Raw genomic sequence first — 18,394 nt, forward strand, 5'->3', positions numbered from 1 at the left:
GACGATGGCGCGCCTCCACGCCGTGACCGGCCGCAGCGTGACGCCCCTGTCCGCGGGGTGGGAGCTGTGCGTGACCGAGCCGGGGGCAACGCCCGGTGGAGACTGGCTGCCCGCCCCGGTGCCCGGCACCGTCGCCCAGGCGCTGCGCGAGGCCGGGCTCTACCGGCTGGGTGAGCCGCTTCCCCTGCACGACCGCGACGTCTGGTACCGGGTGCGGCTGACCGGTGACCGGCCTTGCACCCTGCGCTTCCATGGCCTCGCCACCGTCGCGGAGGTCTGGCTGGACGGGGAGCGTATCCTGAGCAGCGCCAGCATGTTCCAGCGCCACGATGTGCCCGTCACGCTGCGCGGGACGCACGCGCTCCACATGGTCTTCCGCGCCCTGAACCCGGTGCTGAAAGCGCAGAAGGGGCGGGGCCGCTGGCCGGTGCGGCTGGCCGAGCCGGCGGGGCTGCGCGCGGTGCGGACCACGCTGCTGGGACACATGCCCGGCTGGTGCCCGCCCGTGCCGGCGGTCGGCCCCTGGCGCCCGGTGGAACTGATTACGGAAACCGGGCCGCTGCGCGTCCGCTCGGCGGACCTGCGTGCCACGCTGGAAGGGCGGGACGGCCGTCTGACCCTGGCTCTGGCGGCGGAATGGAGCGGGGCCGCTCCCCCGCCGGGCTGGTTGGAAGTGGGGGAGGCGCGGGCACCGCTCCGCTGGACCGGACCTTCGGACTTGCGCGGCGACATCCGCCTGCCGGAGGTCGAACCCTGGTGGCCGCACAGCCACGGCCGGCCGGCGCTCCACGCCGTGCGTGCCGTGGTGGGCGACGCGCGCATCGACCTGGGCCGCACCGGCTTCCGCCGCATCGAGCCCGAGCCCGGCGACGGCTTCGCCCTGCGCATCAACGGCGAGCGCGTCTTCTGCCGCGGCGCCTGCTGGAGCAGCCCCGACATCGTGGCCTTGCCCGGGACGCGGGACGCCTACGCCCCCTGGCTGGAGACGGCGCGGCAGGCCGGCATGACCATGCTGCGGGTGCCGGGCATCGCCGCCTACGAGTCCGACGCCTTCTTCGACCTGTGCGACGAGATGGGAATTCTCGTCTGGCAGGACTTCATGTTCGCCAACTTCGACTATCCGGCCGACGAGCCGTTCCTCGACGGTGCCCGGCGGGAGGCGGCGCAGTTTCTCGACCGGGTCCAGGCGTCACCGGCGCTGGCCGTGCTGTGCGGCGGCAGCGAGGCGGAGCAGCAGGCGGCCATGCTCGGCCTGCCGCGTGAGCGCTGGAGCCAGCCGCTGTTCGATACCGTCCTGCGGGACGAGGTGGAGCGAAGGCGGCCCGACGTGCCTTACGTCGCGAATTCCCCGACCGGTGGGCCGCTGCCCTTCGTCGCCGATGCCGGTGTGACCCACTATTACGGCGTCGGCGCCTATCTGCGCCCGCTGGGGGACGCGCGCCGGGCAAATGTTCGCTTTGCCTCCGAATGCCTTGCCTTCGCCAACATGCCGGCGGCCGGGGCGCTGCCCGGCGTCCCGGCGGTCCATGACCCGCGCTGGAAGGCCCGCGTCCCGCGCGACCCCGGCGCTCCGTGGGATTTCGAGGATGTGCGGGACCATTACCTGCACAGCCTGTACGGCGTCGATCCCATGCTTTTGCGCTACGAGGATCCCGACCGCTACGCGCGGCTGTCGCGCGCGGTGACGGGGGAGGTCATGGAGGCCGTCTTCGCGGAATGGCGGCGGGTCGGCTCTCCTTGCGGCGGCGGGTTGGTCTGGATGTTCCAGGACGTCTGGCCGGGAGCCGGCTGGGGCGTGGTCGACTCCACGGGCGTGCCGAAGGCGGCGTGGCACGCGCTGCGCCGTGCCTTCCGGCCCGTGCAGATCCTGCTGACCGACGAGGGGGTGAACGGGCTGGCGATCCATCTGCTGAACGAGACGGCGGAGCCGGTGGAGGCGGTGCTTTCCCTGACCGCCTTGCGGCGGGGCGAGGTGCCGGTGCTGCGGACCGAGAGGGCGGTCACCCTGCCGCCGCGCAGCGCCCAGGCGGTTCCGGCCTCCTCGTTGCTCGACCGTTTCATCGATCTGACCTGCGCCTACCGCTTCGGTCCGCCCACCCACGACGCGGTGGCGGCGGCGTTGTCCGATCCTGGCGCCGGCGCGCCGATAGCCGAGGCTTTCCACTTCCCCCAGGGCGGGCGGATGGAGCGCGCGGAGCTGGGCTTGGGCGCCCGCGTGGAGCGGACGGCGGAGGGATGGTCGCTGATCCTGTCCAGCCGGTGCCTTGCCCGCTCCGTCCACGTCGAGGACGACGGATTCCGGGCGGAGGAGGAGTGGTTCCACCTGCCGCCAGGGACCAAGCGCCGGGTCCGGCTGATTCCGCGCCACTCCACGGCGGTTGTGCCCGATGGGGAGGTCCATGCGTTGAACGGTCTGGACTCAACCCGCTACCGGGGGACGGCATGACGCCTGATCCATCGATGCCCGTTCTGTTCGAGGGCTGTTTCGGCTGGCTGCATCCGGCGGGTGGACGCCGCGGCGTCGTGCTGTGCGCCCCCTACGGCGGGGAGGCGCTGTCCACACACCGGGCATGGCGCCGTTTCGCCGAAGGCTTGGCTGAGACCGGGTTGCCGGTGCTGCGCTTCGATTATCCCGGCACCGGAAACAGCGTCGGCGGGGAGGGCGATCCGGGCCGCCTGGAGGCGTGGCTCGGCGGCATCCGCGCCGCGGCCGCCCATCTGCGGGCCGTTACCGGGGTGGAAGAGGTGGCGCTGGTCGGGTTGCGGCTGGGCGGACTGCTCGGCGCGACGGCGGCGCGCGCGGCGGGGGCGGATGCGCTGGCCCTGCTGGCGCCCTTCCCCTCGGGTCGGGCCTTCCTCCAGGAGTTGCGGGCGGTGGCGCTTCTTGCCGAAAGGCCGGCGGACGCCTCGCCCGCGGTGGGGCCGGAGGGGATCGACAGCGCCGGCTTCCGCCTGTCTCCGGAAACGGCGGAGGCCCTGCGGGCGCTCGACCTGACGCGGATGACGGAAGCGCCAGCGCGGCGCGTGCTTATCCTCAATCGCCCGGAGGGCCGCGCTTCCGCTCTGGCGGAGCGGTTCCGCGCGCTGGGAGCCGCGGTGGAGGAGGCGCCCTTTCCCGACCACGCGCGGCTGATGAGCAGCGTGCAGCACGCGGTCCTGGACTGCTCGGCCTTCGGTCGCGTGGCGGCTTGGCTGGCGCGGGACATGGCGCCCGCCGGGCCGGGCCGGGCGGTCGAAGCGCCGGCCCCCCGTCTGGAACTGGCCGGCGCGGTGGAGCGCCCGCTCCGCTTCGGTCCCGGCACCGCTCTGTTCGGCATCCTCTGCGAGCCCGCCAACGCGCTCGCGGAGCGGCCCGCCGTGCTCCTGCTCAACAGCGGCGCCACGCCGCACACCGGCACCGGGCGCATGTCGGTGCGGCTGGCCCGGCGGCTGGCGGCGCGGGGGATCGCCTCGCTGCGCATGGATCTGGGCGGGCTGGGGGACAGCGCGTCGAAGCCGGGACGTCGCGACGGGCTGATCTACTGCCGGGACATGGTGGAGGATGCGCGGGCCGGGCTGGAAGCCCTGGCGGCGGCGGGGCATGGCGCCGCGGTCGTCGTGGGATTGTGCGCCGGGGCGGCGGTGGCGCTGCGGGTGGCGCTGGCCGACCCGCGGGTGGTCGGGTTGGCGCTGGTCAATCCGGGCCGCTTCGTGCTGGGCGACGGCGTGACGCAGGAGGAGGCCATCGGCAGCGCGGTCAAGCCGGCCGCCGCCTATCTGCCCCGGCTGACCGAGCCGGCGGTGTGGCGCGCCATCCTGCGCCAGGACCGCAAGGCGTCGCGCGTCGCCCGTGCCCTGTCGGAACGCGCGGCCCGCCGCCTGCGCATCGGGGCCGGGCGGTTGCGCGCCGGGCTGATGGGGCGGGGCTACGCGCGGGACGATGTGCTCCACGCGTTTCAGACGCTGGCCGACCGCGGAGTCCGCACGCTGATGGTGTACAGCGAGGGAGACGTGACCTTGGGCGAGCTGGAAGCACAGGCCGGGGTCGACGGCGGACGCCTGCGCCGGATGGGCGGCCTGTGGATGGAGCGCCTCGCCGGGGCCGATCACAGCCTGATGGAGCGCGCCGCGCGGGAGCGCTTCGCCGGCCTTCTCGATGACCTGCTGGACCGCGTCGGCACGGGCGCGACAGATGCCTTGCGCGGGAAAGGCCCCGGCCCACCGGAAGGGACCGGGGCTCTCCGTGTCAATCACGCGACGGGAAATAGCCCAGCATGAAGATGAAGAAGAACAGCGACTGGTAAGGCTGCAGGTTGTTGAGAGGGGTCGGGCTGCTGACGCCCCCCCCCGCGATCACGGCCACGCTGCCGCCCGTGACGCCTCCATTGACCGTCCCCTGCGTGAAGAGCGCGCCGGTCAGCGAGCTTCCGGTGGGCGGCGTCGGCAGACTCGAAGCCGGGATGTAGGGCCCGTCGACGGTTATGCCGGTGTTGGGATCGAGGAACTGTCCGCCCAGCGTCGCGGGGGTGCCGGACGGGCTGTTGCTGGTGCCGACGGCCGGGTTCAGCGGCACGGTAACCGTTGCGGTGAACGGTACGGTGCCGCCCGCGCTGCCGCCCTGGAAGGATGCGGCGTGGGTGTGCGCCGGCAGGTTGGCGCCGCTGATCGTCGTGAACTGCGAGCCGCCCGAATTGCCGGGGTTGATGGTGGTGCTGGTGTAGGGGCTGATCCCCGGCCCCACCATCACGCGGCCGCGCAGATCGGGCAGGTTGAACGTCGGAGCGCCTTGCCCGCCGCCGAAGGCCCCGGCCGTGACCGCCCACAGGGCTTGGTACTGGGCGGTGTTGACGGCCTGTCCCAGACATTGCTGCGTGTTCACCGGGGCGAAATTGCCGGCGAATGGAAAGACGGTACCTAGGTAGAAGTCCATGGCGAAATCTCCGGTGGATTCGATGCGCTGGGGCGGACGGTGCGGGATGCCGCTGGCAGGAACGTGGTGGCCGGACTCAGTTCAGGATCAGTTCGAAACAGCCCCGGTCGGGGTCGCGCGGGATGACGCGCACGATGTAGAACGGCCCCATCGGTCCCATCGTCGGATGGTCGATCTGGAAATAGCCGTTCCACAGCTGGCTGGGGCCGTAGGTTTCGAACAGAGCCGAAAAGGACGTGCGCTTCGCCCAGCGCGGCGTGCATTCCGGACGTGCCGTCAGCTTCGTCAACTCGACGTCCGCGATCACGGACCCGTCCTCCGGGGCCAGAAAACGGAACGTCTGGCCGAGATGCGGGGCGAACATCTCATGAGACAGGGTGGCGATGTCGATGGTCATCTCAAAGGTCCAGGCTCAAGTTCTGAAGACACGGCTGTCGTTCCGGGCATACGAAGCCAACGCGCCGCATCCGTCCATCCGCTGTTCGACTGATCGGGGGATCGCTCCGCGATCAGTCGCGCATCGGGTAGATGCCGCTGGTGACGATCAGCATGGTCAGCGCCAGATAGGGCTGCATGTTGTTCAGCGCCGCCGGTGTGTTGACGCCGCCGCCCGCCGAAACGCTCACCGTACCCGTCAACCCGCCCATCGTGACGGTGCCGGAGGCCGAACCGATCAGCGCCGAACCGCTCGGGGCGGTGCCGGAGCTGTAGGGGCCGTCCAGGAGGATGCCGGAGCCGCTGGTGTCGTTGATCTGGAGCGCGCCGAGATAATTGTTGCCGCCCGCCGGGGTGTTGCTGGCGCCCAGGCTGGTGCTCACCGGGATGGTCGCGCCGGCGGTGACGGTCGCGATGTTGCTGCTGCCCGACGGCGTGAAGGACGCGGCGTGGGTGTGCAGCGGCAGGTTCTGGACGGTGATGCTGTTGTTCGCAGCGCCGCCGTTGTTGCCCGGGTTGATCATCAGGTTGTTCAGATAGGGGCTGGGGCCCGAGCCGATCATGACGCGGCCGCGCAGATCCGGGAGGTTGAAGTTGGTCGAGCCGTTGCCGCCGTACATCGCGCCGGTGATCGAGAACAGGGCTTGGTTCTGGCTGACCTGCATCTGTTGGCCCAGACACTGAGCGGTGAATTGCGGGGCGTAGGCGCCGGTGAACGGGATGACCAGGCCGAGGTAAACTTCCATGGCGAAACCTCCTGTGCATGAAACCGGTTGCGGCGGCCTATGGCCAGCGTCCCACTAAGGACGCGCCACGCCGACGAATGTGATAGAAAGCATACCGATATATTCTCCTGAACGGCTAGGGACTGAGCAACAGACGATACAAAAAGTTACTTTTTTCGATTGTCATCTTTGCATTATAACCCCATGGTTGCATATTCTTGTATGTGTTTGGCCGCCGCCGTTGGATCGTGAGCGATGCGTCCGCTCGGTCGCCAGCGGCGTTGGGTCGTCCTCGGTTACGGTCGCTCCGCACCGGCCCGACGCCGCGGCGGACGACTCGAACGGCACCCGCCGCCCGGATGGTCCGCAGCGGCGATTCTTGCGTCATGCCCGCATCTTCGGCTATTCAAGGCGCACGCTTGTGCTACCGGAAGGGGTGTGACCGATGGCCGTTCTGAATGGGTCGCTGCCGCTGCTCGGCGGGTTGACGGTGCGGTTTCCCCGCCCATCGGACGACGACTTCCTGATGGGCCTGTTCATGGACGCGCGCCCCTGGCTGGCCAAGGCGCATCACGACCGCGACTTCATCCGGACTCTCTACGAACAGCAGTACGGCGCGCGGCGGATGGGGCAGGAGAGCCGTTATCCGGAACATCTGGATTTCGTCGTCGAGAAGACGGGCCAGCCGGTGGGGCGGATCATCATGGATCTGGGGCGCTATGACTGGCGCGTGTCGGAGGTGGAGATCCATCGTCTGGCCCGCGGCAAGGGCATCGGCACCGATCTGCTGCGCAGCTTCCAAGGGACCGCGGCGCAAATGCGCATCCCGATCACCTTGTCGGTGGCCGAGGTGGATACGCGCGTTCATTGGTTCTATCACCGGTTGGGCTTCGATCTTCTGGCGAAGACATCGCCTTCCCTTGAGCTGATCTGGCTGCCGCCCGGTCATCCGGGAATCCAGCACTTGCCGCCGCAGATCCTGCCGGCCCAGATGCAGCAGGGCGGCGCGTCCTGACGCTGGTCCCTTGGTGACGCGATCGGGCGGTCCGCTTCCTCTGTGGCGAGTACCGGCACGGTCACGGCGTTCCGGATCTGTGACATCGGTGCGCGGTGTTATGCACGCAGATGTTTGACTTCGCCGCGCCGTGCGCTCGCCCGGGGCGAAATCGCGGCCTGAAAAGCATACCAATATATGCGTTCATTTCAGTCGTGAAATGGAGAGCGCAGGGTGGAAACAAATGCGTCAATTTATGACGCTCTACTCTCCTCGATGATGCGAATCGACGCAAATCAGGCGCCTCTTTTGCTGTCTTTATAGACGCATGCGCTGTCAACCACTGCGAAAAGGTGGTACTCTCCTGCAGGCTATTCACTTTTTGGTGACCGCTTTGGACGTAGGGTCGGGCGGTGTCGCGTATGGCGGGAGGCGGATGATGGCGCGCAAGCGTGGTTCGAACGGCAACAACGTGAACGGGCGTTCCCACAAGACGCACAAGCCGTCCTCATCGATGTTCGCGATGGCTCTCGAACCGCGCTTCATGTTCGACGCGGCGGGCGCCGTCACCGCTGCCGAGGTTCATCAGCAGCCCGATCAGCCCGTGCCGGGGGATAAGGGCGCCGGCACGGCCGCCGACCCCGACAAGCTGGCCGATTGGGCGATCAAGGAGTCGACCGTTCCGGCCGCCTCAGCCTCGTCACCCACCGAACCGGCGGCGGTGACGGCGCGGCTCGCCGAGATCCAGGGCTCGGTCCGCTCGGTGGTGTTCGTCGACACCAGCGTGTCCGACTACCAGACGCTGCTCAAGGACATCGCCCCAGACGCCAAGGTCGTCCTGCTCGACTCCCAGCAGGAGGCGCTCGGCCAAATGGCGAAGGCGCTGTCCGGGATGTCCGGCCTGGATTCCGTCCAGGTCGTCAGCCACGGCAACGAAGGCCATCTCTACATCGCCGGCCGCGCCTATTGGGCGGACGGGCTGGCGAATCGCGCGCAGGCTCTTCAGGCGATCGGCGCCGCGCTGAAGCCCGGCGGCGACATTCTTTTCTACGCCTGCAACGTCGGCGCCGGAGAGGTTGGGCAGGAGTTCGTTCAGACGATCCATCGGCTCACCGGAGCCGACGTGGCGGTGTCCAACGACGAGACCGGCAACGCCGCCGGGCAGAACTGGACGCTGGAGGTGCAGAGCGGGGCCATCGAGGCGGCGATTCCCTTCGCCCGCGCGTCCATGGAGACTTTCAGCGGCCGGTTGGGAACCGTCGTCGTCACCTCGGCGACCGGGACAGCGGCCGGATCGCTGAACGATGCAATCAAGAATGCGACCCAATCGACCATTATCGAGTTCAGCCCGACGCTGGTGTCCGGCACGGTTTCCCTGGGTGTCACGACGGCCCTCCTGACGGCGGCGGCTCAGGACTTAACGATCAATGGCGACGTGAATGGCGACGGTATTGCCGATATCACGATCTCTGGTGACGGAGATGCCAACAACACGACCACGACGGCGGACTACCGGGGCATCGCCTTCAACGCGGCAAGCAAGACGCTGACGATCAAAAATTTGGTTTTCGAACGTTTTTACACGTCAAGCGCCGTTCAAGGCGTTCTGGCGCTGCAGAACGGGTCGCTCGAAGTGGACGGCGTGACCTTCAGGAACAATTTGAGCAACGTCATCGGTACATTGAATACAGCGACATCCTTGACGATTAAAAATTCCGTTTTTCGTGAAAACACGAGCGCCGTGGCCGGCACGGCAGCTTTTTCGGTCATCAAATCGCAGGTGGCAGGAACGTTCACTGTTGAGAACAGTGTCTTTGTGGACAATAACTACGTCATGAATGCAGGCTCGGCTTCGGCTAACTATCCGGGTGGCATCATCATGCATCAGAGCATAGTGTCGGCCTTTACGACAAATATTCGCAACGTCACCATTGCCAACAACAGCTATATAAACAACGATGCTGGGGCTGCGGGTATAAAGACGGCAGCGATCGGCCTCTTTTACGACCCGGATGCAACGGGCACAGCCACGGCAAACGTTTACAACACGATCATTGCGGGAAATACGGGAAAGCTTGGTGCCACAAACTTTTCTGACCCGAACGCCATCATTTACAACAGCGCCAAAATCACCCTGAATGCGGGCAACAATTATCAGAATGCCATCACCGGCACCGCAACGTTCGTCGACTCCAGCAACGCCACCGTCAGCCTGCGCGACTATCGTCCGGCCTCGACCGCGACGACGTTCATCAACACCGGCGACAGCAGCAACGCGAACCGCTACGGCGGCAGCTACGACATCCGCGGCATTGACCGCATTCGCGACGGTGCGCTCGACCTCGGCGCCTATGAAGTGCATTGGAACGCCGGAGCACCGACGGTCGACCTGAACGGGGCCGGTGGTGGAAACGACGAGTCCGTCAGCAGCGGGAGTCCCAGTTCCGGCGTGCTCATAGCGCCCAGCGCCACCCTGGCGCAGTCCGACAGCGACACCCGCCTGCTCGGCGCCACCATCACCTTGAGCGGCATGATCGATACCGGAAAGGAAACGCTGACGCTCTCCACGGCGGATATCAGCACCGCCAGGATGTCTGGCATCGCGGTCCTCGCCAACGACGGCGCTACGATCACCCTGAGCGGTGCGGCGTCCGTGGCGAACTATCAGGCGGTGATCCGTCTGATCCAATACAAGAACTCCGCCGGCAGCTTCACCGCGGGCGCGCGCACCGCCACGGTCACCGTCAACGACGGCGAGACGACCAGCACCGCGCGGACCAGCACCATCACCCTCGGCACCGGCGCCGACACCACGCCGCCGACCGTCTCCAGCATCGCTGTGTCCGGGAGCCCGGCGGCCAACGCGTCCTCGGTCACCTACACCGTGACCTTCAGCGAAGGCGTCTCCGGCGTGGACGCTGGCGACTTCACGTTGGCGACGACCGGAACGGCCACCGGCACGATCGGGACCGTCACCCAGGTGTCGGCCGGCGTCTACACGGTTTCGGTGACCGGCGTCTCCGGCACCGGCACGCTGGGGCTGAACCTGAAGGGCACCGGCACCGGCATCAAGGACACGGCGAACAACGACATCGCCGCTGGCTTCACCGGCTCCACCCACACGGTGGACCAAGTGGCGCCAACCTTCGACGTCGCCGCCGCCACGTCCAGCATCACCAACACCGGCTTCACCCTGTCCGCCAGCCTCAACGAGGCGGGGACAATTTACTATGTCCTGGTCCCCCGCAACGCGACCGCCCCGACCGCCGCCGAAGTGGAGGGGGGCACGGCTTCCGGCGGCGCAGCGGCGCTGAAGTCCGGCAGCCTCAACGCGTCGTCGTCGCCGTTCGACGGCAGCGGATCGATCAGCGGGCTGACCGCCGGCACCGACTACGACCTCTATGTCGTGGCGAAGGACAGCGCCGGGAATCTGATGAGTGCGCCGGTCAAGGTCAACGTCTCGACGACGGGCGGATCTTCCAACGCCGCACCGGTGAACAGCGTCGTTCCTTCGGTGTCGGGCACGGCGACGGTTGGCGGCAGCCTGTCCGCGGGGACCGGCACCTGGAGCGATCCGGACGGCGACCCGCTGGGTTACACCTACCAATGGTACCGGGCCGACGACAGCAACGGCACCAACGCCGCCTCGATCAGTGGGGCGACGAGCGCCAGCTACACGCTGACCACCTCGGACGCCCACAAGTACCTGCGCGTCGTGGTGACGGCCAACGACGGCAACGGCGGCACGCAGACGGCAACCTCGGCCTACACGGGGATCGCCAACAGCGCGCCGGTGAACAGCGTGGTACCGAACGTGACCGGCACGGCGACGGTTGGAAGCAGCCTGTCCGCGGGGACCGGCACCTGGAGCGATCCGGACGGCGACGGCCGGAGCTTCACCTACCAATGGTACCGGGCCGACGACAGCAACGGCACCAACGCCGCCTCGATCAGCGGGGCGACCAGCTCCAGCTACACGCTGGTGGCGGGCGATCTGAGCAAGTACCTGCGCGTCGTGGTGACCGCCAACGACGGCAAGGGCGGCACCCAGAGCGCCACGTCGGCTTATTCGTCACAGGTGGCGGGTGCGGGCAATGGCGCACCGGTGAACAGCGTCGTTCCTTCGGTGTCGGGCACGGCGACGGTTGGCGGCAGCCTGTCCGCGGGGACCGGCACCTGGAGCGATCCGGACGGCGACCCGCTGGGTTACACCTACCAATGGTACCGGGCCGACGACAGCAACGGCACCAACGCCGCCTCGATCAGTGGGGCGACGAGCGCCAGCTACACGCTGACCTCCTCGGACGCCCACAAGTACCTGCGCGTCAAGGTGACGGCCAACGACGGCAATTCCAACACGACGACCGCCTACTCCGCCTACACGTCGATCCTCAACAGCGCGCCGGTGAACAGCGTGGCGCCGACCGTGACGGGCACGGCGACGGTGGGCAACGCGCTCAGCACGACCAACGGCAGCTGGAGCGATCCGGACGGCGACAACCGGTCCTTCACCTACCAATGGTATCGCGCCGACGACAGCAACGGGACGAACGCCGCCTCGATCAGCGGGGCGACCAGCGCCAGCTACACGCTGACCAGTTCGGACGCGCACAAGTACCTGCGCGTGGTGGTGACGGCCAACGACGGCAAGGGCGGCACCCAGACGGCGACCTCGACCTACACGTCGATCCTGAACAGCGCGCCGGTGAACAGCGCGGCGCCGAACGTGACCGGCACGGCGACGGTGGGCAACGCGCTCAGCACGGCCAACGGCACCTGGAGCGACCCGGACGGCGACGGCCGGTCCTTCACCTACCAATGGTACCGGGCCGACGACAGCAACGGCACCAACGCCGCCTCGATCAGCGGGGCGACCAGCTCCAGCTACACGCTGGCGGTTGGCGATCTGAACAAGTACTTGCGCGTGGTGGTGACGGCCAACGACGGCAAGGGCGGCACCCAGACGGCGACGTCGTTGTACTCGTCGCAGGTGACGGCGGCGGGCAACGGCGCGCCTGTGAACACGGTGGTTCCGACGGTGTCGGGCACGGCGACGGTGGGCAACGCGCTGACCCGGGTGAATGGCAGCTGGAGCGATCCGGACGGCGACTCGCTGAGCTACACCTACCAGTGGTATCGGGCGGACGACACCAACGGCACCAACGCTGCCTCGATCAGCGGGGCGACGAGCGCCAGCTACACGCTGACCAGCTCGGACGCGCACAAGTACCTGCGCGTGGCGGTGATCGCGAACGATGGCAACTCGAACACAACGACGGCCTATTCCGCCTACACGGCGATCCTGAACAGCGCGCCGGTGAACAGCGTGGCGCCGAACGTGACGGGCACGGCGACGGTGGGCAACGCGCTCAGCACGACCAACGGCACCTGGAGCGATCCGGACGGCGACGGCCGGAGCTTCACCTACCAATGGTACCGGGCCGACGACAGCAACGGCACCAACGCCGCCTCGATCAGCGGGGCGACCAGCTCCAGCTACACGCTGACCAGCTCGGACGCGCACAAGTACCTGCGCGTCGTGGTGACGGCCAACGACGGCAAGGGCGGCACGCCGACGGCGACCTCGACCTACACCGCCATCCTGAACAGCGCGCCGGTGAACAGCGTGGCGCCGACCGTGACGGGCACGGCGACGGTGGGCAACGCGCTCAGCACGACCAATGGCACCTGGAGCGATCCGGACGGCGACGGCCGGAGCTTCACCTACCAATGGTACCGGGCCGACGACAGCAACGGCACCAACGCCGCCTCGATCAGTGGGGCGACCAGCTCCAGCTACACGCTGACCAGCTCGGACGCCCACAAGTACCTGCGTGTCGTGGTGACCGCCAACGACGGCCGCGGCGGCACGCCGACGGCAACCTCGACCTACACCGCCGTCCTCAACAGCGCGCCGGTGAACAGCGCGGCTCCGAACGTGACGGGCACGGCGACGGTGGGCAACGCGCTCAGCACGACCAACGGCACCTGGAGCGATCCGGACGGCGACGGCCGGAGCTTCACCTACCAATGGTACCGGGCCGACGACAGCAACGGCACCAACGCCGCCTCGATCAGCGGGGCGACGAGCGCCAGCTACACGCTGACCTCCTCGGACGCCCACAAGTACCTGCGCGTCGTGGTGACCGCCAACGACGGCCGCGGCGGCACGCCGACGGCAACCTCGACCTACACGTCGATCCTCAACAGCGCGCCGGTGAACAGCGTGGCGCCGACCGTGACGGGCACGGCGACGGTGGGCAACGCGCTCAGCACGACCAATGGCACCTGGAGCGATCCGGACGGCGACGGCCGGAGCTTCACCTACCAGTGGTACCGCGCCGACGACAGCAACGGGACGAACGGCGCCTCGATCAGCGGAGCGACCAGCTCCAGCTACACGCTGACCAGCTCGGACGCGCACAAGTACCTGCGCGTGGTGGTGACGGCCAACGACGGCAAGGGCGGCACCCAGACGGCGACCTCGACCTACACGTCGATCCTCAACAGCGCGCCGGTGAACAGCGTGGCGCCGACCGTGACGGGCACGGCGACGGTGGGCAACGCGCTCAGCACGACCAACGGCAGTTGGAGCGACCCGGACGGCGACGGCCGGTCCTTCACCTACCAATGGTATCGCGCCGACGACAGCAACGGCACCAACGCCGCCTCGATCAGCGGAGCGACCAGCGCCAGCTACACGCTGACCTCCTCGGACGCGCACAAGTACCTGCGCGTGGTGGTGACGGCCAACGACGGCAAGGGCGGCACCCAGACGGCGACCTCGACCTACACGGCGATCCTCAACAGCGCGCCGGTGAACAGCGCGGCGCCGAACGTGACCGGCACGGCGACGGTGGGCAACGCGCTGTCGACGACCAACGGCAGCTGGAGCGACCCGGACGGCGACGGCCGGAGCTTCACCTACCAATGGTATCGCGCCGACGACAGCAACGGGACGAACGCTGCCTCGATCAGCGGGGCGACCAGCTCCAGCTACACGCTGACTACCTCGGACGCGCACAAGTACCTGCGCGTGGTGGTGACGGCCAACGACGGCAAGGGCGGCACCCAGACGGCGACCTCGACCTACACGGCGATCCTCAACAGCGCGCCGGTGCTGAGCACGGACGCGCGCAGCCTGACCGCCATCGACGAGGACGCCACCGGCAACAACGGCGACAGCGTGGCGGCCATCCTGGCCTCCGCCGGTTCGGCCACCGACGCCGATGGCAACGTGCTTGGCATCGCGATCACCGCGATCGACAGCAGCAACGGCACTTGGGAGTACAAGACCGGGGCCGGAAACTGGACCACCATAACCGGCGTCTCTGGTGCGTCGGCCCTGCTGCTCGCCAGCACCGACCGTGTGCGCTTCGTGCCGAACGCCGATTACAACGGGCCGGCCGCCAACGGCATCACCTTCAAGGCGTGGGATCAGACCACCGGCACGGCAGGCACCACGGTCGGCAACGACACCACCGCGAACGGTGAACAGGGGGCCGGCGGACAGTTCAGCGTTGCCAGCGCGACAGCGGGGATCGCCGTGACCGCGGTGAACGATGCCCCGGTGCTGACCGACACCGTCCTCACACTGCCCAGCGTCGCCCAGGCCGCAGGCGCGCCGAACGGTGCCGTCGGCGTTGCCGTGTCGTCCCTGGTGGCGTTCGGCACGAACGTATCGGATGTGGACAGCGGCGCCGTCACGGGCATCGCACTGGTCGGCGTGGACACGTCGGAAGGCGGCACCTGGTTCTACAGCACCGACGGCGGCACCACCTGGAGCGCGGTCGGCACGGTGAACGACAGCGGAAACGCGCTGCTGCTGCGCACGACGGACCGGCTCTACTACCAGCCAACGGGCGCCAACGCGGGCATTCTCAACGCGGCGATCACGTTCCGTGCCTGGGACCAGACCAGCGGCACCGCCGGGACCAAGATGGCGACCGCGGGCGGTGGCGGGGTCTCCGCCTTCTCCGCGGCGACGGACACCGCCAGCCTCTCGATCACCCCGGCTGCCCTGGGAAGCGCCCTGACCCTTGCGCCCGCGTCGGACACGGGCAACAGCAACTCGGACAACATCACCAAGGCGAGCAGCGTCACCTTCAACGGCAGTGGCGCCAACGCCAACGCCAACACGACGGTGCGGCTCTACGCCAACGGCTCGCTCGTCGCGACGACCACGGCCGACGCGTCGGGCGCCTACAGCTTCACCGGCGTCGACGTGTCCGGCCTCAGCGGTGCGGTCGACTTTACCGTCCGTCAGGTCATCGCCGGGATGGAAAGCGCCGACTCCGCTGTTCGGACCGTCACCTTCGACCGCGCGGCGCCGACCGTCGCCATCACCACGGTGAGCGGCGACAATGTGCTGAACGCGGCGGAAAGCGCCGTGACCCAGACGGTGGCCGGCACCACCACGGGTGTCGAGGACGGCCAGACGGTCACCGTGACGCTGAACGGCAAGACCTACAGCGCGACGGTGACCAACAACGCCTGGAGCCTTGCCATCCCCTCCACCGACCTGCTGGGGCTGATGGACGGCGGCACCTATGCCATCACCGCCGACCTGGCGGACGTGGCGGGCAACGCCGCGGTCCAGGCAACGCGCAGCGTCTCGGTCGACCGCACCCCGCCGATCCTCGCCATCGCCACCGTGGCGGGCGACAATGTGCTGAACGCGTCGGACAGCGCCGTGGGGCAGACGGTGTCGGGCGTCACCAACGGTGTCGAGGACGGCCAGACGGTCACGGTGACGCTGAACGGCAAGACCTACAGCACCACGGTGACCAACAACCGCTGGAGCCTGACCGTCCCGTCCACCGACCTGCTGGCCCTGACCGACGGTGCCAACTACACCGTCACCGCCAGCCTCACCGACGCGGCGGGCAACCCGAACCAGGCGACGCGCAGCGTGTCGGTGGACCGCACGCCGCCGTCGGTGGTCAGCGTCACGCCTCCCGCGGCGCGGACCTATCTCCCCGGCGAGACGGTCAGCTTCTTCGTCCAACTCAGCGAGACGGTCGTCATCAACGGCGGCAATCCGGTTCTGGAACTGGCGGTGGGCAGCGACATTCGGAACGCCTCCTACAACGCGGCGGGCAGCACCGGCACGCTGCTGCGGTTCGACTATGTCGTTCCGGTCGGCGACCGGGCGCCGCAGGGCATTTCCGTCCTCGGGCTGGCGTTGAACGGTTCGGTCGTCACGGACCTCGCCCAGGGGCCGTTGGTGACCGCGCTGGCGGGCATCGGCGACACCAGCCAGGTGCGCATCGACACCCCGATTCCGGCGAAGCCGGTCGGGACCGCGCTGAGCGGCCTGTCCGACTCCGGCGCGTCGGCGACGGACCGGCTGACCAACGTGACGAGGCCGACGCTGTCCGGCACCGCCGAGGCGAACGCCACGGTGACCGTGCTGGTGGACGGCAAGGCGGTGGGAACCACCGTGGCCGACGAGAACGGCTTCTGGGTCCATCGCCTCCAGACGCCTCTGACCGACGGGACGCACAGCATCACGACCACGGCGACCAACCGGTTCGGCATCGTCAGCGACCCGTCGGACGCGCTGTCCGTGGTGATCGACACCGCGGTGCCGGTGGCGCCCGCTCCGTCGGTGACCAGCGCCACCGTCGCCGGCGCGGCGGGAGAACGGATTTCGGGCATTGCCGCGCCGTCCCTCGCCGGGACGACGGAAGCCGGCAGCACGGTGAACCTGCTGGTCGACGGCAAGATTGCCGGAACGGCACTCGCCGACGCCAACGGTGCCTGGACCTTCCAGTTCACGGCGGCGCTGGCCGACGGCACGCACAGCCTTCAGGTGCAGGCCACCGACAAGGCCGGCAACGTCAGCAGCCTGTCGGCGGTCACCACCCTGACCATCGACACCACGCCGCCGGTTGCCCCGACCGTGGCGCTGAACACCACCGCCGGCAGCACGCCGATCGTGCAGGGGATCGCCGAGGCGAACAGCTTGGTCAGCGTGACGGTCAACGGGCAGGCGGTCGGCACGGCGCGGGCCAGCGCGGCGGGCGTTTGGCAACTGGCCCTGGCCGCCGACCTGAGCGTCGGCAGCTACGTGATCGCGGCCAAGGCGAGCGATGCGGTGGGCAACACCGGCAACGCCGGCACGACCACCTACACGGTGGCTCCGCCGCCGCCGCCGCCGGTCGTGGCGGCAGCGGCCTCCACCGGGAACACGACGACGGCGGCGTCCTCGTCCAACTCCGCGGTCGGGACGGCCGCCGGGACCGGGACGACGCAGACCGTCGGGCCGACGCTGGGCACAGCGCCGACCCTGCCCAGCCTGCAGACGAGCAGCGACGCGGGCCGCGTCATCACCAACTCGTCGATCGGCAGCGGAAACGGGAACGGAAACAGCAGCACGGACGCCGGGCGCTCGATCACCATCGGCAACCTCGGCAACTCGTCCAGCAGCGATGCCGGGCGCTCGATCACGATCTCCGCCATGGGCGGTGCCCCCTCCAGCGGCGGCACGGCGAGTTCGTCCAGCGGGGTTCTGGGGGGCGGCACCGGCGGGTCCGGTGGATCCGGGTTGAGCGGCGTCGTCAGCGGCGGCAGCGGCTTGGCCGGTGGCGGGCTGGGCAGCGGTGGTCTGGGGGGTGGCATCGGTGGCGGTTCGGGCTTGGGCGGCACCGCTTCGGGTGGAATTGGCGCTGGCTCCGGTATCGGCGGCGGTTCGTTCGGTGGAGCCCCGGCGGGCGCTGGACCGGGTGCGGGCCTCGGCGCGGGAGGACCGGCGACAGGTGGACCCGCGGCTGGGGGCACGACGACCGGCACCGGGACGGGCGATGGCGGCTTGAACGGCGGCGTTGGCGGCCCGGTCGGCACGCCCGGAACGACGTCCAGCGGCACGCCGGGCGGCGGCACGGCTCCCGGCGGCCCCGGCTCCGCTCCCGGCGGGCTCAGCGGCGCACCGGGCAACCGGCCCGGCGGCCAGTCGGGGCCCGGTTCCACGATCGAGAACGCGCCGGCCAACCGGCCCGCGGGCCAGGGTGGGCCGCAGGGTCAGCCTCAGGGGCAAGGGCAGCCGCCGGCCGGCGATGCACCGGCGGGCGGCGATACGGGCAATGCTCCGGCCGGCGCGGATGGTTCGGGGCAGGTTTCTGGACCACGCGCCGACCTCGACGGATCTCCGCTGGCTCGCCCTGCCTTCTCCCGGCAGGTGGCTCAGATCCATGGCGCCGCCGACGCCCAGAGCGCTGCGTTGCTCGCCGCGCTCACCTCCCATGTCCCTCCGGGAAGCCGGGCGGCCTAGCGTCGCCCGTGCCCCCGCAGCCTTCTTCCCCGCTTAAGCTTTTCTTTCCAAATGGATTG

Annotated in this window: 7 protein-coding genes; 4 read left to right on the forward strand and 3 right to left on the reverse strand. The window is 69.0% G+C overall.

Annotated elements, in window-relative coordinates; all coding sequences use genetic code 11:
- Nucleotides 1-4: 4 nt before the first annotated feature.
- A complete protein-coding gene (locus DS837_RS04750) occupies nucleotides 5-2,446 on the forward strand; it encodes a glycoside hydrolase family 2 protein (protein ID WP_149163680.1) in 2,442 nt (813 codons plus the stop codon).
- Nucleotides 2,443-4,257 carry an alpha/beta fold hydrolase gene (locus DS837_RS04755; protein WP_247889768.1) on the forward strand — a complete coding sequence of 605 codons (1,815 nt, stop codon included), beginning with the start codon at nucleotides 2,443-2,445 and terminating at the stop codon, nucleotides 4,255-4,257. Before DS837_RS04750 ends, DS837_RS04755 begins: the two co-directional genes overlap by 4 nt.
- Here the strand turns inward: DS837_RS04755 and DS837_RS04760 are convergent.
- The 3 genes from DS837_RS04760 to DS837_RS04770 all read right to left on the reverse strand — a co-directional run bounded on the left by DS837_RS04760 (nucleotide 4,226) and on the right by DS837_RS04770 (nucleotide 6,090).
- Nucleotides 4,226-4,909 (reverse strand): phage tail protein, encoded by a 684-nt coding sequence (locus DS837_RS04760; protein ID WP_149163681.1) that lies wholly within the window; start codon nucleotides 4,907-4,909, stop codon nucleotides 4,226-4,228. The two genes, DS837_RS04755 and DS837_RS04760, sit on opposite strands and share 32 nt — an antisense overlap.
- A gap of 76 nt (nucleotides 4,910-4,985) precedes the next feature.
- Nucleotides 4,986-5,306, reverse strand: coding sequence for a DUF6916 family protein (locus DS837_RS04765; protein WP_149163682.1), 321 nt, complete (start codon nucleotides 5,304-5,306; stop codon nucleotides 4,986-4,988).
- A 112-nt stretch (nucleotides 5,307-5,418) separates the two neighbouring features.
- Nucleotides 5,419-6,090 (reverse strand): phage tail protein, encoded by a 672-nt coding sequence (locus tag DS837_RS04770; protein WP_149163683.1) that lies wholly within the window; start codon nucleotides 6,088-6,090, stop codon nucleotides 5,419-5,421.
- Between the two features lie 424 nt (nucleotides 6,091-6,514).
- Between DS837_RS04770 and DS837_RS04775 the strand changes: the two genes are divergently transcribed.
- Together DS837_RS04775 and DS837_RS04780 are read left to right on the forward strand one after the other, a co-directional pair.
- A complete protein-coding gene (locus tag DS837_RS04775) occupies nucleotides 6,515-7,084 on the forward strand; it encodes a GNAT family N-acetyltransferase (protein WP_145706714.1) in 570 nt (189 codons plus the stop codon).
- A 502-nt stretch (nucleotides 7,085-7,586) separates the two neighbouring features.
- Nucleotides 7,587-18,335 carry a DUF4347 domain-containing protein gene (locus tag DS837_RS04780; protein ID WP_170295744.1) on the forward strand — a complete coding sequence of 3,583 codons (10,749 nt, stop codon included), beginning with the start codon at nucleotides 7,587-7,589 and terminating at the stop codon, nucleotides 18,333-18,335.
- Nucleotides 18,336-18,394 lie beyond the last annotated feature (59 nt).

The organism is Azospirillum brasilense (assembly GCF_008365405.1).
Classification (GTDB): Bacteria; Pseudomonadota; Alphaproteobacteria; order Azospirillales; family Azospirillaceae; genus Azospirillum; species Azospirillum brasilense_D.

Bases quoted from the DNA above. Each gene is read 5' to 3' on its own strand.
- DS837_RS04780 (WP_170295744.1), top strand. From the start codon at position 7,587: ATGGCTCTCGAACCGCGCTTCATGTTCGACGCGGCGGGCGCCGTCACC.
- DS837_RS04750 (WP_149163680.1), top strand. From the start codon at position 5: ATGGCGCGCCTCCACGCCGTGACCGGCCGCAGCGTGACGCCCCTGTCC.
- DS837_RS04760 (WP_149163681.1), bottom strand. From the start codon at position 4,909: ATGGACTTCTACCTAGGTACCGTCTTTCCATTCGCCGGCAATTTCGCC.
- DS837_RS04765 (WP_149163682.1), bottom strand. From the start codon at position 5,306: ATGACCATCGACATCGCCACCCTGTCTCATGAGATGTTCGCCCCGCAT.
- DS837_RS04770 (WP_149163683.1), bottom strand. From the start codon at position 6,090: ATGGAAGTTTACCTCGGCCTGGTCATCCCGTTCACCGGCGCCTACGCC.
- DS837_RS04775 (WP_145706714.1), top strand. From the start codon at position 6,515: ATGGCCGTTCTGAATGGGTCGCTGCCGCTGCTCGGCGGGTTGACGGTG.
- DS837_RS04755 (WP_247889768.1), top strand. From the start codon at position 2,443: ATGACGCCTGATCCATCGATGCCCGTTCTGTTCGAGGGCTGTTTCGGC.